19 protein-coding genes, 2 pseudogenes and 1 CRISPR repeat array (1 of these 22 only partly in view) are annotated in these 24,792 nt (G+C 54.2%); of the genes and pseudogenes, 6 read left to right on the top strand and 15 right to left on the bottom strand.

The features are described from left to right. Positions 1 to 2,273: a CRISPR direct-repeat array (repeat unit 37 nt; unit sequence GTCACAGGACACCGAAAACCCAGAACGGGATTGAAAC) (it extends 764 nt beyond the left edge of the window). Positions 2,274 to 2,408: 135 nt separating this feature from the next. Continuing rightward, positions 2,409 to 3,580: pseudogene (locus tag MU558_RS22090) on the top strand (ISH3 family transposase). 655 nt (positions 3,581 to 4,235) lie between these two features. On the opposite strand, the gene MU558_RS23575 reads toward MU558_RS22090, so the two are convergent. Continuing rightward, complete coding sequence (locus MU558_RS23575; protein WP_486642006.1) at positions 4,236 to 4,643, bottom strand: DUF8008 family protein; 408 nt, start codon at positions 4,641 to 4,643, stop codon at positions 4,236 to 4,238. On the opposite strand from MU558_RS23575, the gene MU558_RS22080 reads away from it, so the two are divergent. After that, positions 4,548 to 5,327 (top strand): 2-oxo acid dehydrogenase subunit E2, encoded by a 780-nt coding sequence (locus tag MU558_RS22080; protein ID WP_246975584.1) that lies wholly within the window; start codon positions 4,548 to 4,550, stop codon positions 5,325 to 5,327. The two genes, MU558_RS23575 and MU558_RS22080, sit on opposite strands and share 96 nt — an antisense overlap. A 733-nt stretch (positions 5,328 to 6,060) precedes the next feature. Then, the gene (locus MU558_RS22075; protein ID WP_246975582.1) at positions 6,061 to 9,840 is read left to right on the top strand and encodes a UvrD-helicase domain-containing protein; all 3,780 of its coding nucleotides are present in this window, start codon (positions 6,061 to 6,063) and stop codon (positions 9,838 to 9,840) included. Here MU558_RS22075 and MU558_RS22070 read toward each other — a convergent pair. Further along, a protein-coding gene (locus MU558_RS22070) for an IS630 family transposase (RefSeq protein ID WP_425607624.1) occupies positions 9,729 to 10,750 on the bottom strand; the annotation gives its coding sequence in 2 pieces (ribosomal slippage) (positions 9,729 to 10,246 and positions 10,246 to 10,750; 1,023 coding nt in all). The two genes, MU558_RS22075 and MU558_RS22070, sit on opposite strands and share 112 nt — an antisense overlap. A gap of 970 nt (positions 10,751 to 11,720) precedes the next feature. Between MU558_RS22070 and tnpC (MU558_RS22065) the strand changes: the two are divergent. Then, positions 11,721 to 13,180: pseudogene (gene tnpC, locus MU558_RS22065) on the top strand (IS66 family transposase). Between the two features lie 160 nt (positions 13,181 to 13,340). Here tnpC (MU558_RS22065) and MU558_RS23570 read toward each other — a convergent pair. The 6 genes from MU558_RS23570 to MU558_RS22040 all read right to left on the bottom strand — a co-directional run bounded on the left by MU558_RS23570 (position 13,341) and on the right by MU558_RS22040 (position 17,331). Beyond that, positions 13,341 to 13,541, bottom strand: coding sequence for a DUF8154 family protein (locus MU558_RS23570; protein ID WP_486642005.1), 201 nt, complete (start codon positions 13,539 to 13,541; stop codon positions 13,341 to 13,343). Between the two features lie 837 nt (positions 13,542 to 14,378). Beyond that, positions 14,379 to 14,849 carry a hypothetical protein gene (locus tag MU558_RS22060; protein WP_246975580.1) on the bottom strand — a complete coding sequence of 157 codons (471 nt, stop codon included), beginning with the start codon at positions 14,847 to 14,849 and terminating at the stop codon, positions 14,379 to 14,381. A gap of 252 nt (positions 14,850 to 15,101) precedes the next feature. Continuing rightward, on the bottom strand, positions 15,102 to 16,058 hold the full coding sequence (locus MU558_RS22055) for a DUF8008 family protein (RefSeq protein WP_246975579.1): 957 nt from the start codon (positions 16,056 to 16,058) through the stop codon (positions 15,102 to 15,104). Further along, the gene (locus MU558_RS22050; protein ID WP_246975578.1) at positions 16,048 to 16,353 is read right to left on the bottom strand and encodes a hypothetical protein; all 306 of its coding nucleotides are present in this window, start codon (positions 16,351 to 16,353) and stop codon (positions 16,048 to 16,050) included. The genes MU558_RS22055 and MU558_RS22050 overlap by 11 nt, the downstream gene beginning before the upstream one ends. Beyond that, a complete protein-coding gene (locus tag MU558_RS22045; RefSeq protein ID WP_246975577.1) occupies positions 16,350 to 16,808 on the bottom strand; it encodes a hypothetical protein in 459 nt (152 codons plus the stop codon). Before MU558_RS22045 ends, MU558_RS22050 begins: the two co-directional genes overlap by 4 nt. Continuing rightward, positions 16,801 to 17,331: a hypothetical protein gene (locus MU558_RS22040; protein ID WP_246975576.1), complete on the bottom strand. Its 531-nt coding sequence runs from the start codon at positions 17,329 to 17,331 to the stop codon at positions 16,801 to 16,803. The genes MU558_RS22045 and MU558_RS22040 overlap by 8 nt, the downstream gene beginning before the upstream one ends. 223 nt (positions 17,332 to 17,554) lie before the next feature. On the opposite strand from MU558_RS22040, the gene MU558_RS22035 reads away from it, so the two are divergent. Together MU558_RS22035 and MU558_RS22030 are read left to right on the top strand one after the other, a co-directional pair. Continuing rightward, positions 17,555 to 17,863: a transcriptional regulator gene (locus MU558_RS22035; protein ID WP_246975575.1), complete on the top strand. Its 309-nt coding sequence runs from the start codon at positions 17,555 to 17,557 to the stop codon at positions 17,861 to 17,863. A gap of 631 nt (positions 17,864 to 18,494) precedes the next feature. Further along, a complete protein-coding gene (locus MU558_RS22030; RefSeq protein ID WP_246975574.1) occupies positions 18,495 to 19,316 on the top strand; it encodes an IS5 family transposase in 822 nt (273 codons plus the stop codon). 35 nt (positions 19,317 to 19,351) lie between these two features. Here the strand turns inward: MU558_RS22030 and MU558_RS22025 are convergent, their stop codons facing one another. The 7 genes from MU558_RS22025 to MU558_RS22000 form a co-directional block, all read right to left on the bottom strand. After that, positions 19,352 to 19,603, bottom strand: a complete 252-nt coding sequence (locus MU558_RS22025) for a sporulation control protein (RefSeq protein WP_246975573.1) — start codon at positions 19,601 to 19,603, stop codon at positions 19,352 to 19,354. Between the two features lie 1,006 nt (positions 19,604 to 20,609). After that, on the bottom strand, positions 20,610 to 20,822 hold the full coding sequence (locus tag MU558_RS22020; RefSeq protein WP_246975572.1) for a hypothetical protein: 213 nt from the start codon (positions 20,820 to 20,822) through the stop codon (positions 20,610 to 20,612). A gap of 375 nt (positions 20,823 to 21,197) precedes the next feature. Then, positions 21,198 to 21,566 (bottom strand): hypothetical protein, encoded by a 369-nt coding sequence (locus MU558_RS22015; RefSeq protein WP_246975571.1) that lies wholly within the window; start codon positions 21,564 to 21,566, stop codon positions 21,198 to 21,200. Between the two features lie 574 nt (positions 21,567 to 22,140). After that, positions 22,141 to 22,464 (bottom strand): PIN domain-containing protein, encoded by a 324-nt coding sequence (locus MU558_RS22010; protein WP_486642009.1) that lies wholly within the window; start codon positions 22,462 to 22,464, stop codon positions 22,141 to 22,143. Between the two features lie 23 nt (positions 22,465 to 22,487). After that, positions 22,488 to 23,945, bottom strand: coding sequence for an IS66 family transposase (gene tnpC, locus MU558_RS22005; RefSeq protein ID WP_246971934.1), 1,458 nt, complete (start codon positions 23,943 to 23,945; stop codon positions 22,488 to 22,490). A gap of 74 nt (positions 23,946 to 24,019) precedes the next feature. Continuing rightward, on the bottom strand, positions 24,020 to 24,259 hold the full coding sequence (locus MU558_RS23565; protein ID WP_486642004.1) for a PIN domain-containing protein: 240 nt from the start codon (positions 24,257 to 24,259) through the stop codon (positions 24,020 to 24,022). Further along, positions 24,256 to 24,786, bottom strand: coding sequence for a winged helix-turn-helix domain-containing protein (locus MU558_RS22000; protein WP_246975570.1), 531 nt, complete (start codon positions 24,784 to 24,786; stop codon positions 24,256 to 24,258). The genes MU558_RS23565 and MU558_RS22000 overlap by 4 nt, the downstream gene beginning before the upstream one ends. Positions 24,787 to 24,792: the final 6 nt, after the last annotated feature.

The following is a 24,792-nucleotide window of genomic DNA, read 5'->3' as shown; positions in this document are numbered from 1 at the left end:
TGAAACCGATGGGGGCGGTCGATCCTGGTGCCGGAGCCGCTGTCACAGGACACCGAAAACCCAGAACGGGATTGAAACCAGGGCGACGATGTTACTGTCGACTTCTACGAGGTGTCACAGGACACCGAAAACCCAGAACGGGATTGAAACACTACGTCCTATGGGCCGACCGCTCCGTGGCGATGGTCACAGGACACCGAAAACCCAGAACGGGATTGAAACATGCAGAGTACGCCGCCAGGGTGCCGCGGGCTTGTGCCGTCACAGGACACCGAAAACCCAGAACGGGATTGAAACTCATCCTGGGCATCACGGAGCGTCTGGAGGTCGCCGAGTCACAGGACACCGAAAACCCAGAACGGGATTGAAACTCGCAAGACAGGCCGGGGCCGATTTCCGCGCGGTCACGTCACAGGACACCGAAAACCCAGAACGGGATTGAAACGGTGGGTGTTGGTGCTCATCGGTCGGTGCCACCGGTCACAGGACACCGAAAACCCAGAACGGGATTGAAACTAAGTGGAAAGAATCGATGGGGACCGGCCCATGGCTGTCACAGGACACCGAAAACCCAGAACGGGATTGAAACCCGGTTGGCGTGGTGGTGTGGCGACGGATTCGTGTAGGTCACAGGACACCGAAAACCCAGAACGGGATTGAAACACGTCGCGCGGGTCGTGTCCATCTGCCATGAGCATGTCACAGGACACCGAAAACCCAGAACGGGATTGAAACTTGATCAACCACGACCCCAACGAGGAGGCCCGACAGGGTCACAGGACACCGAAAACCCAGAACGGGATTGAAACTCGGTGGGGTGACGTAAATCTCGAGGGGAAGAAACTGGTCACAGGACACCGAAAACCCAGAACGGGATTGAAACCGACGAAACACAGCGCGGTCCTCGAAACACTCGAGCGTCACAGGACACCGAAAACCCAGAACGGGATTGAAACCGACGAAACACAGCGCGGTCCTCGAAACACTCGAGCGTCACAGGACACCGAAAACCCAGAACGGGATTGAAACAGCCCAGCGTGACGAGTGTCGTCGACAACGCGATCGTCACAGGACACCGAAAACCCAGAACGGGATTGAAACCTGAAAGATATCGCCGAGGAAATCCGCTCGCGGCCGGGTCACAGGACACCGAAAACCCAGAACGGGATTGAAACATGCGTGGCATCGCGAAACTGGCCGACTACTATGATGGTCACAGGACACCGAAAACCCAGAACGGGATTGAAACTCACGAACTTCCAGCCGTCGTCGCCAGTCTCGGCCGTCACAGGACACCGAAAACCCAGAACGGGATTGAAACAACCGCTGTTCGAGCGTGGGATCGACGAACTCGCGTTGTCACAGGACACCGAAAACCCAGAACGGGATTGAAACTCTTTGGAGGGATTCTCCAGAGTGCCGGCCCTGGCTGTCACAGGACACCGAAAACCCAGAACGGGATTGAAACCTTGCTTGCACTCGTCCTCGGGTCGTGTGTCGGATTGTCACAGGACACCGAAAACCCAGAACGGGATTGAAACCTTGCTTGCACTCGTCCTCGGGTCGTGTGTCGGGTTGTCACAGGACACCGAAAACCCAGAACGGGATTGAAACGGAGTGGGATCGTCTTCGAACAGTCTGACGAACACGGTCACAGGACACCGAAAACCCAGAACGGGATTGAAACCGTCACGAATCGGTACGTCCGTGAGGAAACGGAGAGTCACAGGACACCGAAAACCCAGAACGGGATTGAAACACGAGTGGCGAGTTGATCACACGATGATCGACGGCCGTGTCACAGGACACCGAAAACCCAGAACGGGATTGAAACATCGCGGCCGCGGCACTCGCGGTCCTGGTCTCGCTGTCACAGGACACCGAAAACCCAGAACGGGATTGAAACTTCAGTGGCATCAAAACAAGTGCTGTCGGTGGTGCATTGTCACAGGACACCGAAAACCCAGAACGGGATTGAAACATCGCGGCCGCGGCACTCGCGGTCCTGGTCTCGCTGTCACAGGACACCGAAAACCCAGAACGGGATTGAAACTTCAGTGGCATCAAAACAAGTGCTGTCGGTGGTGCATTGTCACAGGACACCGAAAACCCAGAACGGGATTGAAACACCGACTCCGATCGCAACGGTACGCCGAGCGCAACGGGTCACAGGACACCGAAAACCCAGAACGGGATTGAAACACGAGGTAGTCCACGAGTTCCTGATACTGCGAGTGTCACAGGACACCGAAAACCCAGAACGGGATTGAAACTGATCGTGCGGTGTTCGTCGATACATCAGGGACTAGTCGCAGGACACCGAAAACCCAGAACCGGTACTTCCCAACTGGTGTGAGAGCTGAAGCTAAAGCGTTGGTCTCATGAGGAAGATGTCTGGCTGAGTGAATGTGTTCAGCGTCCCTCAACCAGACGGTGTTCTTTCAGACTCAGACGTGAAAGATCTAGCGGAAGACGTCATTTGCCAGCTCCCTTTGCCAGGGATCGAGGGCTCGCCCCTCGATCCCGGCGATATCTGGGCGGTCGTCATTCTTGCAGCAGTCAATCAGACCTCCATCTGGGAGACGTGCAAGGACAATGACAACGCTGTCTGTGACGATACTGTCATGGACTGGCTCCATACGCTCAACCGAGAGTGGCTTGAGCAGGTTGCTAACCGCCTTCTCAGGGAGGTAGCGATGACGATCCTCGACCCTAATCGGTCGAGGATCGTCTCCATTGACTTCGTCGATAATCCCTACCACGGAACGTACGCCGATGAAGAAGGTGAACTCTGCCGCATGCACGCGAAAGACGGAACAACGACGTGCCACCGGTACTGCACGGCGTATCTCGTCTCGAACGGAAAGCCAGTGACGTTGGCGATGACGTACGTCCGTAGCGATGAGAAAGAGGCCGACGCGGTCGAGCGCGTCCTCGACCGCGTCGAAGCCTATCCCTTCGACATAGAGCTTCTGTTGGCTGATCGTGGCTTCTACAACGAACGTATTCTGCGTCGTTCTCAGGAGATTGCTGCGACTGTCGTTCCCGTCCAAAAGAAGGGAGAACGCATGAAGGAAAAGTTGGACACGCACCGTTCGTACATGACAACCTATCGGATGTACAAAGACCGCGAGCGGGAACTAGAATTCCCGCTCGCGGTCGCTGTGTCCTATCACGCTGGAGATCGAGGGAAAAGCGGGGAGGTTGTGCGAGGGTATGTGGCGTGCGATCTGGCTGATCGCACGCCCAAGCAGGTCGAACAGCTGTACCGGAAACGGTCAGCGATTGAAACAAGCTACCGGTGTTTCGCCAAGCACGAGTGGTAACGACGACACAAGATCCAGTCGTCCGCTTTGCATTCGTCTTGGTCGGGTTCTTGCTGGAGAACCTCTGGCTCGTGCTTCGGTGGGCGGTCGTCGCCCGCCCGCGTCGGGGCGGGCGCGACCTGCCCGAGGAATTCACGTTCAAGACCTTCTCTGACTGGATCAGACATGCATTAGAGGAAGAGCTAGAGCGGAGTTGGGAGATCGAGATGAACGGAACAGGTGTGCCAGAAGCATACGCGCCGGCCACGGGCTGACGCCAGCCCGCGGCCTTGGGCAAGCTCTTGGTGAGCAACAGCATTCGCCTAGAACAGCGTATCTCAGCCTTCTTACTTCACTTCTCCTCATCCGTGGATTCTATTTCCTGTTCACTCGGTTACCACACCGGCATTCGCTCTGTTCGTCAATGACTCAGCACAGTTCACGAAGCGACTTTCGGGAAGTACCGAGAACGGGATTGAAACTCAACCCGCCAGCCCTCGAGACTGTTAGAATGGCGTGCACCGAGTGCACGTAATTTAGAGGGCGTTTAGAGATCGGTACTGCTGAACTGTCTACTTACCCACAGCTCGAAACTCTGGACCGCTTTGAGACAGCACCAAAGGTTTAGCGGCACCAATCTTCATTCTGATAGTCAAGGCCATGTTCGACCTCGGTTGGTCGACTATCGCCGCTTGGGGGATGGAATGCAGACTCTCATATCTCATTTCGCCATCTCAGACACTATCTAATCTTGTGCAACGAGGTATATGGATAGTGTTCACAGGCGAAGGTTGCCGTCTCGAGGTCGCCCGCGGTCATCTGTCGTCTCGAGTATGCAGGGTGCTGTGGACACCTGTCGTCGATGGTGGCAGACTCGAGGGCGTCTCGGTGTGTGGACTGCCGCGGACTGCTCGAGGAAGACACCGGCGGCTACCGAACCGAGCATGCAACCGCGTTGCGGGAGGATTTCGTCTGTGTCCAGAGAGGGGTGGCCTCTCTCGAGGTTTCGATAGGGGGGATCGCTGGATCCTGTCTACGGGTCGCCGAAGACGTCAGCTGTCTCCGGGATGTGGTCGGTGGTCGCTTCTGGTTCGCCCGGGACATCAGCGTCGTCGGCGAGGACGGGTCGGGTTCAATGTACTCAAGGCCGTTCTTTCGTTCGGTCTTCTTGCGAACGGCGAGGCGGTTTTTCGACAGTTCGAGAGCGTCAAGAGGTATGGTTCTTCTCAACGAACGAGTAGTATGAGCGACCGAGGTGACCGGACCGAACCGTTCCCCGCCCGTCGCCGGGGAACGGTCGACTATATGCAAACGGCGGGTCGGCGGAGCAACGTCCACGGGCTCGTCGAAGTCGACGTGACCGAGGCGCGACGACGTATCGAGGCCATCGAAGCGGAGACGGGAGAATCCCAGTCGTTTACAGCGTTTCTCGTGTGCTGTCTCGCACGGGCCATCGACGACCATCCCCACGTCAACGCGTATCGAGATTGGCGTGGTCGCGTACACGTGTTCGAGGACGTCGACGTGAACGTCCTCGTCGAGACGACGGTCCGGGGCGATCGAATGGGCGTTCCACATGTGGTGAGAAAAGCCAACGAGCGGTCTGTCCGCTCGATTCACGACGAGATCCGGTCGGCACAGCAATCCCGTGACCCGGCGGATCTCTCACCGTTGGCCGAGTTGGCATTTCGGCTCCCCGGGTTCGTTCGACGACTCGTCTGGCGGCTCCCGCAGTGGTTTCCCGAGCGCTGGAAGGACATGGCGGGGACTGTCACCGTGACCTCCGTAGGGATGTTTGGTGAAGGGGGTGGATGGGCCGTCAGCCCGACGAACTACACGTTGCAGTTGACCGTGGGTGGCATCAGCGAGAAACCGAGGGTCGTCGACGGGGAGATCACGACTCGTGAGTTGCTCGACATCACGGTGACGTTCGATCACGACGTCGTCGACGGGGCATCCGCTGCGCGGTTCGTCCAGCGACTGCGGGAACTCGTCGAAGACGGCCACGGGCTCGAAACGTAGCGGGAACCGGGAGCAGCCCCAATCAACAGTGCAGGATGGGGATTCCATCTGGCCCATCGGACCGATGGACATGAGCAGGCTCACGAGCGCGACAGGGAACTCGTGACGAAAAGACAGACGTGCCGGACCATCACCGTTCTTCGGTCGTCGCGACGCCCTCGCTACGACGGGGCTCTCGAGTACGTTCGTTGATAGGTCCGGAACTGCCGGGTCCGCATCACTCGTCGCAAGACACCGAAGCGCCCGCAGTCTCACTCGGTGAAATTGTCTCAATGTCATCTATAGCGTGAGTTTGCGCCGCTGGCGATTCCAGATACCTGTCGTCTCCAAACTCACTTGCGACCACCGTCTGTAGCGACAACCACTGAGGACCACTCGGGGGAGCCACCCACGAGTAGCCATCCTCGAAGCCGCGATCGTGGTGTGAATCGGTCGTCCTCTGAGACGTGGGGTGCTCTCGAGGAGGGCTCTCGCCCCCTGTCCCAGCCGAAGACGGGTGTCATCTGGATCAGGACCTGAAATTCCGACGTTCACGATCGCAACTCGAGCCGATAGTCTCTCCTGGAACGGCGACGTCCGCCGGGAGGACGAGCCGCCGTTTGGTGTACTTATGGACGAAACGTGACCGTCAAGAAATACATCAATCTATCGACGGAAAGACGCTGATCAAGGGGTAGAACTAGACAGTGACCCAGAACAAAGATTACCAGTCAACTGTAACCTCCACTGGTTGATGTCTACCGACATTGAATTCGATTGCGAGACATATGATGCTCTTGAAGATCAAATCAAAAGCAAGCCGACTGGATTATTCTCGAAAGTCCTTCCTGAAACGCTGTACCGGTTGTTCTTTGGTTCACAACCACTTGACTTAGATTTAGTTGTTTCTCGTCGAGAGCAGGCGTTTCAAGCATATCAAAGCCTTATCTATAAGCACCGTTCAATTTGTGAGAACCTCTCAGTAGCTCTAGAAGGGGGGCCAACAGATCAATCTTCGGACAGGGAACTCATTATGGACTTTGAGAATATCTCGCTCGATAGTTCCTCGTTCGAGGTCTCGGACACAACCCAAAAAAATGTCCAAAGACATCTACGTGTACTCGAAACGAAAATTGATCGAATTGAAAAACTCTGTACCGATATTGAATCTTTACTGAGTGGGGATAATCGAGTATTCCTTCGTGCAGATGAACAGGACCAACTTGAGCTCGCTCAACAGACGCTAAAAGCGTATCTTCGAAAACTCAATATTAGACGGAAAGAGATACGAGTAGCGCAGTTCGATCAGCAGATCGACTGTTTGGAAGCGAGACTGGAGACGCTCGAAGCGCGAATGGAGCCCTACCTTTCCTATGAAAGATATGAACTCGAGAATGGCCTTGACAGGTCTCTTAACCAGCTTCAAGATGAACTAGCATCAGCAGAACAAGAAGTGGATCTCAGTATTCTCACCGATGATCAAGTAAATGAATTGAAGAGAATCAGACAGCGCATCCAAGATTTTTCCAGCCATTTGCAGGGTTATCAACACGAATATGTAGATCGTCTGTTCACGGAACGAGTGGAGGAACTCAAGGATGAATTACTGGACCTACAACACGCTCTCACACCTGCCAAAGCTCAGGGACAGCCGATAGATCGAGAATCCAAACTCCGGGATCAGATAGCCGAGATTCGTAGTAAAATAGCCGAGCTGAAGAAGTATCCCTTCCAGGATCATCTCACTGAATCTCGAATTAGTACACTCGACTCATTGCGATCCCGTACTGACGATATCGAGGCGTATATCGATTCGAAAGTTGCGTTTGATGCTCGAATTGACTCGGTCGAATCGAAAGTTTCGTCGTTACAACACACTGCTTCTTCATACCTAAACTACGAGGAGTATCTCACTCAACCTTCTCGCTCACGTATCAATCAGATAATCGAAACGATCACCTCTAATCTTCAGACGGTACGCCGTGAAGTCGATCTCGATCAATTGAGTTCTCCTGATCAAGAGCGATTTGCTGAGCTCGTTGAGGCTGTTTCTGAAGTCGACGACTGTCTCGATGGATATAATGACTCGTTCATCAGTCGTGAGCGCGATCGATACGAAGATCTGTTCTCTGATATCGGGTCGAACGATCTGAGTTTAACTCCTGAACAACAGCGAGCCGTTATCCGAAATGGCATCTATAATCAGGTGATCGCTGCTGCTGGCACCGGTAAGACCTTGACACTCACGACGCGGGTCGCTTATTTAATAGAAAGCCAAGAAATCGACCCCAGCGATATTCTCGTCATTGCGTTCACCAAGGAAGCGCGCGACGAAATGGAGGAGCGGTTGTCAGACCACTTTGGAATTACTGACGTTCAAATCGAAACCGTTCACGCGTTCGGGAATAGTATTATTCAATCAAAACTTGGTAGAGATATTAATCCGATCGGTGGGAATCAAATACGTAACCTCGTAGATAGATTCATTCGAACGGCTCGCTCCGAAGATGACGAACGATTCCTTTCACATTACTATCAATTTTTAGTCCATTTTGATGATGTCTACTTTGATGAGGCCGATTTCGAAAAAAAAGAGGACTACGTTCAGGCTCGAGTAGAACAGCGATATCAGACGCTTCAGGGCGAAGAAGTCAGGTCTCGGGCCGAAAAGCGAATTGCTGACTTCCTGTTTACCCATCAGGTTGACTATCGATACGAGGACATAGCGACGTGGGCCGAAACGAGCGAGGAGAAACGTTCCTACGAACCAGATTTCTATCTTCCCGAATACGACATTTACATCGAACACTTAGGAATCGATCTAGCGGGCGAGATTGCTCCGTGGTTTTCGTGGCCTACGAAGGAGTACCACGAAAAGATTCGATGGGCACGCGAACAATTCGCAACTGCTGAATCTACGCTCATCGAGACATACGAATTCGAACACGAAGCGGGGTGTCTCGATCGCTCGCTCCGAGCTCGGTTAGAACATCATGGTGTCGAACTCGATCGAATGCAATTTGAAGACCTAGTCGAATCTGCCTTCGATTATAACCAACGTGTGGGGTGGATAAAGCGCAAATTCGCGGACTTCATTCAAAGCGCTAAGCGATTCGACGTTAAGCCAGACGATATTGAGAAGCAGCTAGATCCGGACAACCCTCGCCAATACCACTTTGGTCACTGTGGTATTATTCTTCTTCAACGATATCAGCGTTTCCTCGTCGAGAACAATCTGATCGATTTTAGTGACATGATCACTCGTTCGCTGGAACTGATACAGGCCAATCGCGATCAGTACCGATCCCGATACGATCATGTCCTCGTCGACGAATTCCAGGATATCGGAAAAGGAAAACTTGAGCTGATCCGAGAGTTCGTTGGTCCAGCATCGGCACATCTGTTCGCTGTCGGTGACGATTGGCAGAGTATTTATTCATTCCAGGGAGCAGTCGTGGAATACTTTCTCAACTTCGACGACCACTTCGGTACTCCTACCCGAACGACACTCACTGAGAACTTTCGATCCCCGCCGCAAATAATCGAAGCCGGAAACGCACTGATTGACACCAATGACGAGCAGATCGAGAAGAAAGTGAATCCGACGGTAAGTCACGATACGACGCCTTTTGTACACGCATTACAGGGATACACGTTCTACGATTACGTACACCGCGTCAGCCGATACGCTACTACCCTCGTTCAGGAGTATCTTCAGCAAGGTGCTGAACCAGACGATATCATGATACTTTGTCGATTCGACGGAGCAGTACCATATTTGGATGAGATTAAATCTCTACTTCGGAAGTCTGGTATTCCATATAGTGGAAAATCTGATTCTTACCACGGTAAAAACGGTGGCGTGGACACAGGTGTGTCCGTCTACTCGGTCTATCAGTCGAAAGGCCGTGAAGCAGAACACGTTATTCTGGTACACGCTTCCGAAGGGCCGTTTGGGTTCCCGCCAGCAGGTCGTAAGAACGAACTCTTGGAACCAGTCAAGAGAGTCGACGGAAATACGGTCGCTGAGGAACGCCGAGCGTTCTACGTCGCAATCACCCGATCAGAGCATACGCTCGATATTTTGACTCGGAATGGTCAGGAGTCTCGGTTCCTCGATGAGATCGAGGACTTCACTAAGGTGGTCAATCAGTCGAACTCTATCGAACCGCTCGACGATGTCGGTTCGGAAATGGCGATCACTGCGAAAGTTAATCACCTGTTTGATGACATTCACGAAAAGAAACATCAAGAAGGGTATCTAATCGATCAATACGGAGAATCTGCTCCATTTGTATCCTGGAAGAGTAACAACCCACCTACACTGGTGAAAGATGAATGGTATCGATTCGATGGTGTGAAAGTGGATCAGTTCAATGATCAAAAAGAACTGGTCGTAACGCATAGAAGTTCCATTAATACTCACGGACATAAGTACGTAAAGACATCTGGCACGTTGATCTCGTCCAGTGCACAGAGAGCAGCATCACGAAGTTCGTCAAGCGTTTCGAATAGGCGGTTGCCGAGTGATTGATCGAGTTGTCGCCAGCACTCTTCCGCGGGGTTCAGCTCTGGTGAACCCCGCGGAAGGTAACACAGTTCGATCGGAGTACCTTCAACGAACTCTTGGACTCTGTTCGCCGTGAAATACGAGGCGTTGTCGAGGACAACGCAGATTTTCTCGCCGAACTCGGTCTGGAGAGCGTCCAGAAAACGAATCGTCGTGTCGCTGTTGAAGTTCTCTTCGCAGGGGAGAAAGAACGTCTCATCAGTATCGCTGACTGCACCGAGAAGTTTGATGCTGTCCCACGCGCCCGTCACCGGGAGTGACGGGCGCTCACCCTTGGGAAACCATGCGTGAATCAGTGTCGAGAGAACCTGTCGCGTCTGATCAATGGCTAAGATCGTGTATTCGTCGTCCAGGTTGTCGCGCTTTTTTTGAACCCGTCTTGCCATGCTTCCTGTGCTCTCTCATCGGATTTGTGAAACTCCGGCCGGGCTGTCTTCCAGGACAGCCCGGCCTCGGTCATCAATCGTCGAACGTGACGCTCACTGTACTCAACGTCGAATTCCTCGGCGAGATAGTGACGAGCTAGTGGAACGGACCACGCAGGCGCGTCAAGTCCAACTTCCTCTGGAGACTTGTGAAGCGCTTCAACGAACTGTTCATGTTCTTTGTCGGAGAGTTTTGAGGGCCTTCCTGAACGGTGCTCGTCGTAGACGACCTCCTCGAACGGCTCGTCGGCGAGCCGTTCGAGTCGATCAAGCCACCGCGAGAGCCAGCCAGCAGTGTATCCATAGCGTTCAGCGACCTCTTGTAGCGTTGCACCGTCTTCTTCAAGGTAATTGATCGCCGCCATGAGCCGTTGTGATGGCTTTTTTCCCTCGACCTCCGCCAAGACCTGGCGGAGGTCTTCGGTAGAGACGTTGTCGAGAGAGGTCATATCGGAGTAACGTGCTTTTCTTTGAAATATTTTTGGCTGACAGTATAAGAAACTTGATTCTCCAAACGTTCACACTCCCGTTTCTGAGTCCAACCAATTGACAGACTCTGATCGTTCTACTCTTAAGTTACAGGACTTTCTCGAGTCAGATCTGGACCACTATAGTGCATCATCTGGTTCAAAGACAGTCAGGGATGGAGGATCACAGAAATTACCCGGATTCGAGTGCAAACCCCATCATTATTGGCATTTCGTAGCCTTAGCGGATTTATTTTGACAGGACCGATATATGGCGTTTCGAGAATCGGCGGCGGTACCACGAAACGTCTCACTCCCGTTGACGAGGGAACAGACAGCACTTCTGTCCCGCACGAAGTAGCCGAAAGTCGATGTTCTCTGCCGCGTTGTCGTCTGCAGTGACCTTATAGCCACACTTTTATTGACATCCTCCTCCGCGTAAACGCAGAGGAATCCTGAGCGTTGGAGATTTCAGGTTTGCAGTCCCACCGAACCCCGACGCGGTGAGAATCCGTGTGGGGTTCACGGACTGTGGCAAGTAGGACTGCTGGGAGTGCCAAGCCCCCGGTACTCCTATCCTCAGTCGTGTTCGGACTCCCGGAGTTGTTTTTGCCTCGGGGAGTCCGGCAGACTTCGGCGGACTTGGAGTTACTTTCTGTGGTGCTTTCAAGCAGTCGGGCACTGCATCGGTTCAGTATAGGAACCGACCGTTCACCTAACTGGTTCCGATTACTGTCTCATTGCTTGGGGCGGACAGGCCGCCATCGTAGGACTGACGGGAATCGCTCCGTTCCCAGCCTGATTCCTACCTATACGTAGGATTGTCTGTCACTTTAAGCTACGGATTGCCAAATCTCAGAGTGGCTATTGCAGCGTAGTAGTTGGATAGCGATTTGCCGTCAGACCGATTTCGTAGCAGTCTCATGAATGGTCTCTCAATGGTGAACCAAGTGTGTCGCTGGGGATTGGCGGATCGCCGGAATCGATAGATTCCGCGATCCGCACCGAGAACAGTACGCATCTCCGCCAGCAACTCGTAGTCCAGAAGCTTGAGAACCGTCTTCTCCGTCGCCAACTCGCTGCACAGCAACAACAGATCGAACAACTTGAGACTCGCCTCAAGAGGTACGAAAACCCAAACACACCACCCAGTAAGCAGGGTGGTGCGGCTGGATCACCTGGCAACGACGACAGCGACGAGGAAAAGGACGAAAACCAGGAAGACGACGCTGGCGGCGACGCTGACGCCGCCGCCAGCGACTCATCCCCAGGACGTAGCGAAGGTCACGAAGGAACAACTCGACCGCCACCTGAACCAGAGGAGACTATTCGAGTCGATCAGGGATATTGTCCAGATTGTGAGCAAAGCCTCTCTAACCCGGACAGCTACGTCTCACGAACTGTTATCGACATTCCTCTTCCCATTCCAACCACTGTCATCGAGTACAAACTCGGCAAACACCGCTGTTCCTGTGGAAACGAGGTCGTTGCTGAACATCCTGACTGCCCGGAAACCGGGCGGTTTGGGCCGAATATCATGGCCCAAACCGCCCTCGGTAGGTTCCATCAGCGACTTCCGAACCGTAAACAGGCGGAGCTGTTTGATTGGGAACTCGATATTCCCATCTCTCATCGGACGATCTACAACCTGACCAAGCGGGTCGCAGACCGGCTGCGACCCGCGTATGACGATGTCAAAGCCCGTATTCAGGAAAGTGACGTCGTCTACTGCGATGAAACGGGATTTCCTGTTGACGGAGAGCAACACTGGGCGTGGACGTTCGTTACTGACGAAGAGGTGCTGTTCTGGGTTGATGAGATCGTGGAAGCCAGGTGTTAGAGGACGTCCTCGGCGAGGAATTCGCCGAGGACTCGACGCTCAGCTGTGACGGTTGGTCAGCGTATCCGAGCTATCACACGAAGCTCCAGCGGTGCTGGGCACATCTGTTGCGGGAGGCGGAGTACGTTGCTGAACGGTACGAGGAAGCAGAGAAGTTATCTGCGGAGTTACACGCTCTCCATGACGATTTAACGGCGTTCGACAAGGAGGATCCATCCGCCTCCGCCCGCGAGCAGAAGCGGGCGGAGGCGTCGTTACATCTGGAAGGCCTGATCAGGGAAGACTATGAGGCACAGGAGGTCCAGAAGCTGATCGAGAAGATCAGGAACGGGTTAGGCCACTGGCTGACGTTCGTCACAGAGCCAGACGTCGATTCGACGAATAATCGCGCAGAGCGCGCTCTGCGCGAGCAAGTTGTGCTGCGGAAGATGTTCCGGACCCTCCGCTCAGCCGAAGGGGTCCAGATTCACGAGACGATCACGACCATGTTAGCCACGTGGAAACGGCGAGGACTAGATCCGCCTGAACAGCTCCAGTCCATCCTCGGTGGGAAAGAACTCAGTTCAGGATGAGAGGTATCACTGATCGGTGAATCCTGGTCACGCTATCCAACTACGCAGCGTAGATTGACTCCGAGTTGTCGGATTCATCCTGCGGCTTCAGCCGCAGGTATTCTCCTTGACCTCTATAATAGATCCGAGGGGAATTCCCACTTCTGAAGAGAGTAGGAGATCAAATTGCGTCACAGAGACATTCATGTCCCTGTGAAGATCGACCAACAATTAGAGCGTGAATCTCAGTCGCGAGCAAGAACATTCGTTCAGCACGGTTCGCAACAGCGAGACCATCTTGATAAGCGAAGAACGTCGTCTGCTGTTTTGATACCAGATAGATTGCTATCGTCGCTCTGAGGATAGTGATACAGACCCTCATATCTCGTTTCCTCATTTCAGACACTGTCCGATACTGTGCAACGAGGCATACCGGATAGTGATCAGAAGTCCAGATAACAGCGAAAACACTGCTGAGTGCGGCAACAGCAAGTGGGGCGGAATGTACGCCACGACGACAGTGAACTGATCAGCTAAATACGCCTGGTCGAGACCGACCCCCTCTGACATTCCAATTCATTGGTCCACTCCTCTTGATCTCTCTACAGGCGGAGCAGGCCGACTGCCTCGAGGTCGTTCGGAAATCTTTAATCTTCCATGATCGGGCGAACGCAACGCGTTCGCAGACCTCGCGAAGCCGAAGGCTTCGCTCAGTGACGAGGCGCTTCGCGTCTCGAATACTTGCCCTCGAGGCAGTTGACGATGCATTGATTTCTGCTGTACCTGCTCCGAACACCCAGACATCGCCGTCGCCATGCTCGTGTTGGTCAGCGTACTCGAGTCGACTGTCGCTGGGTCGTTTGCTCGTATTGCTACGGACTGCTGTACGTCATGACCGGGACAACCGCGAACCGTCTTGCGGTTGCCCCGGGACACAGTTACAGCAGGTCGTATGAGTCCGGAGACAATCCCACGAATACAGAATAATCGGCGGACGCTGTTTCCGTTCTATAGGACGATAGTCAGTCGAGAGGAACTCTGTGGGGGCTTTCAGTTCGATGATGAGTTCTGCATGCCGTCCGTTAGTCTTTGTCGTCGCTGCCGATTACCTTGTCAACGGCCCTGGAGAGGATTTCTGTCCCCTTCCCACTCTTCTGGCCCTTTTCCTCAGCTTTCTCCCGGCTCTCGGCACTCATGTACGGACGTACACTCTTCAGCACTAAATAGCTACGGCTGTGACGGCCCCGATGATACCGAGAACCAGCGTCGCCTGTGTGGCGGTCAACAATCTAGAGTTCCATCGAATATCGTCGTAGTTTTCAGCAATCATACCTGCCATCGTTTGAAGGAGATCTTCTTCCCACGGTGAGTCGGAGAAGTCATCTTCGGCAAGGACTTCAATGTATTCACCTCGAGGTCCTACATAGAGGTTCGATTCGTTGTAGGTGATGACGCCGCACAATGTCGAGAGGATAAGGAGCGCGAACGCCGCCTGAAGGACAGTGGTGTAGAACATATCTGGTGCAAACTGAAGCCCGGTAACCAGCAATCCGAGCAAAACTGTATTGAGACGCACAGTCCGCATCGCCTTATCATCGATATCGGTCATTGTGTTATTCTGCGAGTCAATGACTGCCCGCGCCTCTGTATAGGCGATTTCCCGGCGCTTGTCAGGCCAGTCATCAGTCATAAAAACAGATGTGTTCTATGATATCAAAATGGTTCGGATCGAATATCCGGGGACATTCGTCGTCTCCAGCCCACACCGTGGGTTCCGTCCGTCGCGATGACCACCGAGGACCACTCGAGAGAGACACCCACAGGTAGTCGCCCTCGCAGACTGCCGCGGTCGTGGTGTGGCGTGGATCCTTCTCTGAGATGTGTCGGGGTTCTCAAGGTGGGCTCTCGCCCCCTGTCCACGGTCAGCCGAGGACGTCAGCTGTCACCCGGACCTTGATTTCGAACGCTGGAAATCGCAACTCGAGTCGATAGCCGCACCTGGGACGTCAGCGTCGTCGGGGAGGATCAGCCGACGCTCGGTGTACTCGAGGCCGTTCTTGCGCTCGGTCTTCTTGCGAACGGCGAGGCGATTCTTCGACAGTTCGAGGGCGGCGTCGATCGTCCTCGAGACGAGTTTCTTGGCGTACGCCTCGCTGGTGCCGGGTTCCTGCCGGCGGATCCAGTGTTTCAGATCGCTCGCTTTGACGTACTCGCGGATTCCCTTGCAGCCCGATTGCCACGGATCGTCGCCGACGCTGGGATCGGTCCGTGCCCGCCAGAGTCTGGCGGCGAGTCGCGTCGGGAGGGCGTTCGTCGTCGACCGCAGCATGTCTTCGTCCATCCGGGCCAGTTGCTGGATCGGGAGCAGATCGCCGTGGGCGAGTGCGACCGAGCCGTCGCGCTCGAGTGGATCGGCCGACTCGGGCAGCCGGTAGTACGTCCGGCCGTCGTCTTTCGTGATCTTCTCGAGGTGGTTTGTCGTCACCTCGAGCTCACAGCGGTCGACGTTCTCGGTCCGGAGGTGGGCTCCCTTCTCGAGTTCCCGTGCCTGGAGTTCCTCGATGCGTGCTTTGTTCGCGCCCGTGCGCTTGCGCGTGGCGTCTGTCGCCGCTTCGAGGCGGCTCGTCGTGTCCTCACAGTCTGCGAGGCGGTCACGAAGCCTGTCGGTCGTCTCCCGGAGGGCGGCGTTTTCGTCTTCGAGGGTTTCGTGTTCGGCCTCGAGCGTTTCGTGTTGTGACTCGAGAGTCTCTTTTTCGGCTTCGAGACGTTCGAGGCGATTTTGTGTTTCCTCGAGTTCGTTCTCGAGGTCGGCCACGCGGTTGACGAGTTGCTGGTTCTGTTCGCACAGGCGTTCGACCAGTCGTCCGAGTTCGAGGTCGGTGGGGTGGTCATCGTGCATCGCGATCACCTCCCTCGGCGGTGGGTCGTGGGTTTGGATGCTGGGCACTCGAGTGGGTCGTCTGGGTGCTCGAGCAGGTGCTGGCTTCCTGATCGCTCGAGTGGGGGTCCGTCTGATCACTCGAGCAGGAGACGTCTGCGACGAACTCGGTGCCGACCTGTCGCCACTGCGAATTGCGGCGCTCGAACTCGCGTCGGATCCACGCGTTCTCATTGGGTTCGTCGCTCGGTTCGAAGACGACCTTGCGCGTCGGGCCGTGTGTCGGCGTCCACTCGAGCGTAAGGTGGTCGGTCATCGGTCCACCTCCACTGCGTCGAGCAGTTCACAGTACGCACGTTCGAGGTCACCCGGCGTGATCGGATGTTCGAGCTCTACTTCTAGCTCGACGTCGAGCTCGTGGCGTGGACGCGTCTCGAGGTGGCTCTCGCGGTCAGGGTGTCGGTCGTCGGCTTCGGGACGACGATCGTCGGATTCAGGACGTCGATCGTCGGCGCTCTCGAGGTGCGTCGTCGGTTCGCGGTTTGAGTGGGTCTCGCAGTGGGGTGTCTGGGAGTCGAGTCGACGATCGTGCTCGTCGACGCGCGACTCGAGTGCATCGAGTCGTCGGTCGACGTCCTCGAGTGCTGTTTCGAGGGTCTCGACCTGGGCGTCCGTTCGCTCGAGTTCGGCCTCGAGGATCTCGAGTTCGGTCCTGGACGTCTCGAGGCGGTCGAGCAGGGTCGTGTGGCGAGACTCGAGGGAATCACTCATCGCGATCACCTCGAGCCTGGTCACAGTCGGTGTCGTCGGGTGTCTGTTCGTGGTCGTCGGTGGTCTGGTTGTGGTCGTCGTCGGGGATTTGTGTCGTGTCGTCGGTGGTCTGTGTCGTGTTCGTGTCGGCTGGTGTCTCGTCGGTCTCCCGGTGATCGCCGATGACGTGTGCAGTATCGCTCGGGACGAGTGCACTCTCGGGGTCGACGATCGCGAACTCGAACTCCGGGTTCGGTTCGCCGGCCGGTCGGTACGGGATCGCCGCCTCCGGGCCGATCAACAGCAGTCCGACCCGGCTCGTCTCCGCCCTGATCTCCCGCAGTCGGCGGACGACCTCTCGGCGCGTGTCTGGACTGGGGTCGATTCCGGTGGCGTCCTGGACGTCCGCGAGCAATCGCCGGGTCAGGTAGTCGATCGCCTCGAGGCGTCTCTTGACCGGTCGGGTGCCGCCGTCCGTGATTCGGGTGGTCGATGCGTTCCGTCGGTCGGGGCTTTCATTACCCCGCGAATCGTCGTTCGACATGGCTTCCGTAGCGTGGATACGGGAGCTTCTCGCGGACTCGGTGTCTCCAGCACCGATCCGCTGCTTTTGGCTCGTGAGTGCCAAATCCGCGTATAGCTTCCCTGAGATGAGATACGTGTCATAGCTACTTAGTTTCTAGGGTGTATAGCTCAATTCCAGGGCATATGTCTCAATCAGTGTTCGATCCGGTGCAGTTAATCACCGAACAGTTGACCACCGGGATATGCGGGCCCGTGTCTCCTGGATGAACGAGGCCGACGACGCGATTCTCGAGTATTTGCAGGAACTGGAGACCGCCACGGACCACCGGATCTCGCTGCCACCAACTGCCGTCTGGTACAATCTCGTTGAAGAACTCGGTGTGCTCGATCGGAGTCAAAATACAATTTCTCGGCGCATGAACGTGCTCTCCGAGGAAGGATTACTCGAGAAGACCGACGAGAAACGTGGTTACTACAGAATTACTGACAAGGGCCTCGCGTATCTCGACGGCGAACTCGATGCGAGCGATCTCGAGCGAGATGAAGAGTAATCGAGAACCGCTCGAGTAACAACACCCAGAAAGCCCCGACGTGCTCGAGGGCTGCGACTCGCTGCGCTCCTCGCGTCGCTGCGGTGCTTGACTTCGTCTCGCACCTCGAGCCCGTCGCCCCTTTCATTCCCACCCGGTGTGGTTAGGTTGGCCAGCCGTTGTCGGCGTGGTTTCGTCGGTGAGTTCGATCTCACTCGAGGGGTTCTCGATCTAGATGTGACTCGAACTAGTCCCGTTAGTCCTGTAGCGCCGTCGCTGTTCGAATGCGATCACGAGAACCTCTGTGGGTGTCTATTCGATAACCCCTCGAGAGACGGTGACGTAGGTTACGTCTCACCCAGGTTCGACGACAATTCGATGGATAATCCCACGATCCCGAGGACTAACGCGAGAAGCATGATTCCCCTCCCAAGTGCGGGTAATCCACTCGGGAATTCTATTGCCGCATAGACATCAAGAAATCCACCGAACAGTAGCAAGAGTATCGAAAATCGTTGTATTGCAGCGCCAACCATTGGTAAGGCAATTTTAGCCAACACCCATATTTGTTGTGACTATTATTTCATCTTCCATCCAAATGGCTCTGTTGAAATCCTTAGTGAGTTACAGGTTCAGTCGGTAGTTTGAGTAGATGCAGACCCTCCCAAAGTCTCGGTTGCTCCGATTTGTTGAGGAAGCATTTCAGTTAGCGCAACGTGCCGTAGCTCGATACTCCTCGAAGTTCTCGAAAAAACGCTATACGCTCCATCAGCACATCGTTCTCCTCTGTCTCAAAGTTCGAAAGGATACAACGTATCGAACACTCCTCGACGAACTCATCGAAATGCCCCGTATTCGGAACGCGATTAATCTCACTGAACTGCCTGCCCCATCAACACTGTGCAAAGCGTTCGATAGACTCGATATGGCTGTCTGGCGAGTGCTGCTCAATCTCTCTGTTTCACTGCTCCCGACCAACGGCATTGGGGGGATTGATGCTTCGGGATTCGACCGCAGCCACGCCTCAAACCACTACACGAAACGAGCCAAACTCACGATTCAGCAACTCAAAGTAACACTGCTAGTCGATTCCAAAGTGAACGCCATCCTTGATTTACACGTGACGACGACACGAAAACACGATAGCCAGATCGCGCCGTCGTTGATCAAACGCAACCCCGAGACTATCGACATCCTGCTCGGTGAAAAAGGCTACGACGACCAGAAAATCAGACGGCTTGCCCGTCAATACGAGGTTCGTCCACTGATCAAGCATCGTGAGTTCACATCGCTCCACAAGGCATGGAACGCACGCTTAGACACTGATCTCTACGGACAGCGGAGTCAATCCGAGACTGTCAACTCAACACTCAAGCGAAAGTACGGTGCGTTCGTCCGCTCACGACGCTGGTGGAAACAATTTCGTGAGCTCACCATCGCCTGTCTCGTTCATAATATCGACCGATCACTCTGAGCGGTCAATGCAGGATGAAAGTATCATAGAATAGCTCAAGCGGATGCAGAACGCCGTTTTGCAGCGTGTACTCCGAGAAGATAGATGAGGATGACGAGAAGTTCGACTACGACTAACTCGATGACAGTACTGAAAACGAATGCAAGCCCCACTCCTAGAACGAATACAGATGCTCCTACGACTACCGGGGAGCGCGAGCCATACTTTTTCGCCTCAGAATAGACGAACCACGAGATGAGAGCTTGTACGACGAGGAATATCGGGGTTCCAACACCGAATGCAGGCATAGAAACATGTTTTCCCCCGTCTATACAAGTACTTTCGGTGAAGATTGTCCACATCTCATGACAGAGAGATGGAAACTACGCAGTTCCCATCTATCGACTGTTTCATTCTACATTGTGCATGAAGAATAGGATTTCAACAGAGCCATCCAAATCCAAATCGAGGCTCTATTGAAACCCTTAGCAGTTGACATAAACAGCGTGCTGAATACAGGGCGCGAGTCGGTCAACTACTGGCTAGCGCTGGGCTGGTTAAACAAGGCCATGATCGTAAACGCACCATAGGCTCCGAGCGTGTGAATCGCGACCTTGGAGACGAAGTCAGCGGTCGTTTGGATGTCTTGGAGATGGATAAAGAGTACATCAGTAGCCACGATGAAGACGGTGAGGACTATACCGAAAGCCAACCGCCGAATGCTAAAAAGAGGGCTTGACCGGACGAAATCGAGCATTAGAGTATCTTGTACTTAAAACGAAGTGGTAAAGAAGCTTGTCCATGGCTCAGGTCGACTGCTGACTACACTCTATATCTTGCACGCCGTTTCTGACAACAGTTCGGTAGTTAGTCGAGTCTCTGGAAGATACAAGGCGCGACTGCGGCACGAGTCGAAGGTCGATCTACGAAGGGTGGTGAACGGTCAGTAGAGATTCTTCACATAGCATCTCAGCCAATCCAATTGGGCATCTCGTCATCCCAAAATAATCGTACTAATGAGTAAATTACCCCGATGACGAACAATATAGCGATAACAGAGAGCACAGTTTCCATATTGATATCTTAGAGTTTGATACGAAATAACCTTTGATCAATTCGCACATGAAGTGAGCAGATGGTTCACCGGTTTCGACGCGAAACAAACGAAGCCGTCGTGCTAAACTCGTCCTCTATCTCGCACGCCGCTCTTGACAGCGCCTCAGGATTTCGGTCAGAGTCTGCTGAATACAGCGCGCGAATGTGACACGGATTGAGAACTGATCTGCGATGAGGGAGATCGATCAGTACAGAGTCCTACGGGTCGATATGATGTACCGCTTCTGGCGAAAGCAGACGGCCAGTTGGTAAAGCAACCCAACTATTTGGGAGAATACGAACTTTACCCTGGTGAAGAACCTGTTCCTGTTCAAAATCGCCGTACACAGTTGCATCTTCGTACTCGATTACCAACCCGTCTGCAACTTCGTTCGCAATTTCGTCCCATACTGACGTCGTTGAAATGACCATATCTAACAAATGGTTCACTGAATAAAAATTCTTTCCGCGAGTTAGAGATTGATCGATTTACAAGTATACTGCTCGAATAATTCATTAGATTCAGAATGAAACAAGCGAAGCTGCCGTGCTGAACTTATGCTCTGTATGCAGCACGGCTCCGAAAAACTATCATCGATTAAGTATTTCAATAGAGCCAGTAATCTATCTCGTCTGGTGACGGAATATTGCCCGCACTGTGTTCACCTTTTCATTTGACCAGGGTAGTACTCGAGTTTGTTCGCTGGTGCTGTCGCTCCTCGAATGTGATCACCACGATGCATTCCGGTGTAGATCCGGCGAAATCCTGGGATGAGAGCGCCTCGATGAGAAGGACGGGGAGTGCACTCAACAGGCGTACCACGACTCGATCGAATTATCCGATCGTAAGGTGATCCCGATATCCTCTCCCTCACAGTCGATGTCCAGATCAGGTGCATACTCCCAGGTCGCAGCGGCCCCTTCTGGCGTGAACGCGGTCACCGTCGACGGAGTCGTTTCGATACCAGCAGCTGAATCGAGATGCCCGGGCTCGAGTTCGTATACCCGACTAAACAACGTCTCTCCGTCGTCGTCCTCTACTCGAACGCCGATCGTTGCGCGCTCGTCCGTCCGATTTTCGACCATGATCTCGATCGTATCTCCTTCGCCCTCTGTGCCGTTGGAGAACGCGAAATCACTACATCCCGATATGGTAATCGGGACTATCGATCCCATAAAAGCAAGCCATCCTCGTCGAGAAATGCTTTCGGTGAACACAGTGGGCATGGGGGGCGGCTCGACCATTATCTATCCATTTGTCAATCATGGGTGAATATTTTTGCTCATTCTCTATCGCCAGTCAGTACGTACATCGCACGCCGAAGGAAGTCGAAGCTCTCTACCAGAAACGGGCAGCGATCGAGACAGCCTTCCGAACGATGAGAGAGGCACATGCGTGTACGAGTACAACCGATCCAGTCGTTCGGTTGTTGTTTGTGCTTGTGAGCTTCCTGTTGCGGAACTTGTGGTTGATCGTCCGGTAGGGCGTGCTCGCCACGCCGCGCCGCGGCGGGCGAGCACTCCCAGTTTGGTTCCGCTTCGAAGTATTCCGGGAGTGGATCGACCATGCTCTCGACAAAGCACTGCTGCGGAAATGGGAGGCACCGACCAACGGCGTCGGGATTCCCGCAGTGTATGAGAATCTGGACGCGGGCTTGATCAGCCCGCGTCCAGCGATAGCCATCTCAGGGAGCGACGGCTCCGCATCGGAGGAACAGATCTGGCGCTCGATTTGTAAGTCAACAGTAGATTAGTTGTCAAGAAAATCGGCTGCAGTCATCTGTTCTAGATACGATTCACTTGCATACCAGAACTCAATCTGATCTGGGAAACCGTATTCAGGAAGCAAGGTTTCTGCGGCTCGTCCAGCAGGCTTGTCTGTCGTCAACAATATCACCTTCTCAGCCTCACCGTTATCAAGAAGTTGAACCGCAAGACCAACAAGCGCTGTATCCGTTTTTTCAATACTGTCTTCGGGCCGATTTGTCTCATTCGCGATAAACCGTCTGGAAGCGTCCATAATTCCAGAAACGAGTGGATTCGCGTACTCGAGGTAGTTGGATAGCGTGACCAGGATTCACCGGCCAGTGATGCCTCTCATCCTAATCTGAGTTCTTGCCCACCGAGGATGGACTGGAGCTGTTCAGGCGGATCAAGTCCTCGTCGTTTCCACGTGGCTAACATGGTCGTAATCGTCTCGTGAATCTGGACCCCTTCGGCTGAGCGGAGGGTCCGGAACATCTTCCGCAGCACAACTTGCTCGCGCAGAGCGCGCTCTGCGCGATTATTCGTCGAATCGACGTCTGGCTCTGTAACGAACGTCAGCCAGTGCCCTAACCCGTTCCTGATCTTCTCGATCAGCTTCTTGACCTCCTGTGCCTCGTAGTCTTCCCTGATCAGGCCTTCCAGATGTAACGACGCCTCCGCCCGCTTTTGCTCGCGGGCGGAGGCGGACGGATCCTCCTCGTCGAACGCCGTTAAATCGTCATGGAGAGCGTGTAACTCCTCAGACAACCTCTCTGCTTCCTCGTACCGTTCAGCAACGTACTCCGCCTCCCGCAACAGATGTGCCCAGCACCGCTGGAGCTTCGTGTGATAGCTCGGATACGCTGACCAACCGTCACAGCTGAGCGTTGAGTCCTCGGCGAAGTCCTCGCCGAGGACGTCCTCTAACACCTGACTTCCACGACTCTCATCAACCCAGAACAGCACTTCTTCGTCAGTAACGAACGTCCACGCCCAGTGTTGCTCTCCGTCAACAGGAAATCCCGTTTCATCGCAGTAGACGACGTCACTTTCCTGAATACGGGCTTTGACATCGTCATACGCGGGTCGCAGCCGGTCTGCGACCCGCTTGGTCAGGTTGTAGATCGTCCGATGAGAGATGGGTGTATCGAGTTCCCAGTCAAACAGCTCCGCCTGTTTACGGTTTGGAAGTCGCTGATGGAACCTACCGAGGGCGGTTTGGGCCATGATATTTGGCCCAAACCGCCCGGTTTCCGGGCAGTCTGGATGTTCAGCAACGACTTCGTTTCCACAGGAACAGCGGTGTTTGCCGAGTTCGTACTCGACGACAGTGGTTGGAATAGGGAGAGGTATGTCGATAATCGTCCGTGAGATGTAGCTGTCCGGGTTAGAGAGGATTTGCTCACAGTCTGGGCAATATCCCTGATCGACTCGAATAGTCTCCTCTGGTTCCGGAGGCGGTCGAGTTGTTCCTTCGTGACCTTCGTCACGTCCTGGAGAGGAGCCGCTGGCGGCGTCAGCGTCGCCGCCAGCGTCGTCCCCTTGGTCTTCGTTCTCTTCCTCGTCGCTGTCATCGTTGCCAGGTGATCCAGCCACGCCACCCTGCTTACTGGGAGGTGTGTTTGGGTTTTCGTACCGCTTGAGGCGAGCCTCAAGTTGTTCGATCTGCTGTTGTTTTGCAGTGATCTGACGACGAAGAAGTCGGTTCTCAAGCTCTTTGACGACGAGTTGCTGGCGGAGATGCGTACTGTTCTCGGTGCGGATCGTGGAATCTATCGATTCCAGCGATCCGCTAACCCCCAGCGACACACTTGATTCACCATTGAGAGACCATTCATGAGACTGCTACGAAATCGGTCTGACGGCAAATCGCTATCCAACTACTACTCGAGTTCTTCAGCTACGAGAATCCATCCTTCCTCGATACCTTCTTGCCATGGAATCTGGCTCGAGGAATAAGACACATCGTTCGGCTTCCCACCTAATTCGAGATGCACTCGTCGAGGAATGAGCAGTTCGACATCTGCCTGTCGGACTGCACGGCGCAATCGCTGATATTTGTCAGCGTCTGGGCCACCACACCGGACGAAAACACCAGTGTCTGCGATATATTCGATCTTCATTCGTCACGGTATTCAAGAACAACCGATTCGAGTGCCTGCAAGATGATTTCAGCTTCCAGCGGAGAGATGTCAACTTCGCGGGCCATAATTCGATGGTTGACCGTTCCGTCGACATACTCACGAGCATACTCGAGAGCCGTCGCAAGGCCATCGATCCCGTGACGATCAAGATAAACATCAATATCTTTGTCTGCCTCACGACGACCGACTGCGTCAACGAGTTCGGCTGTGATCGTTCGTTCTTCACCGTCTGTCGTGAGCGTGATTGAAAGTGGCTCCGCTGCAAATTCGTACGGTCGCTCTTTACGCACCTTTGTTATCAAACCCGCCTCCTCGAGTCGACCGACATAATCATAGGCAGTCCCTTGTGGGATATCGAGTTCAGAGATGAGATCCTCGACAGTCGGATCTTCAGTTCGCAACACATGAGTATAGATTCGAGCGAGCGTCGGATTCTCTAAAAGGTCAACGAGCGTCCGAAGTTGCTGAATCGGTGGCGTCCCACCCGGTGTCGTAGATTGAGACATCATATT

Origin of the sequence: Natribaculum luteum, from assembly GCF_023008545.1 — an archaeon.
Taxonomy (GTDB): domain Archaea; phylum Halobacteriota; class Halobacteria; order Halobacteriales; family Natrialbaceae; genus Natribaculum; species Natribaculum luteum.
The sequence above is the reverse complement of the archived record's forward strand: the minus strand, read 5'-3'. Positions and strand labels throughout refer to the sequence as shown.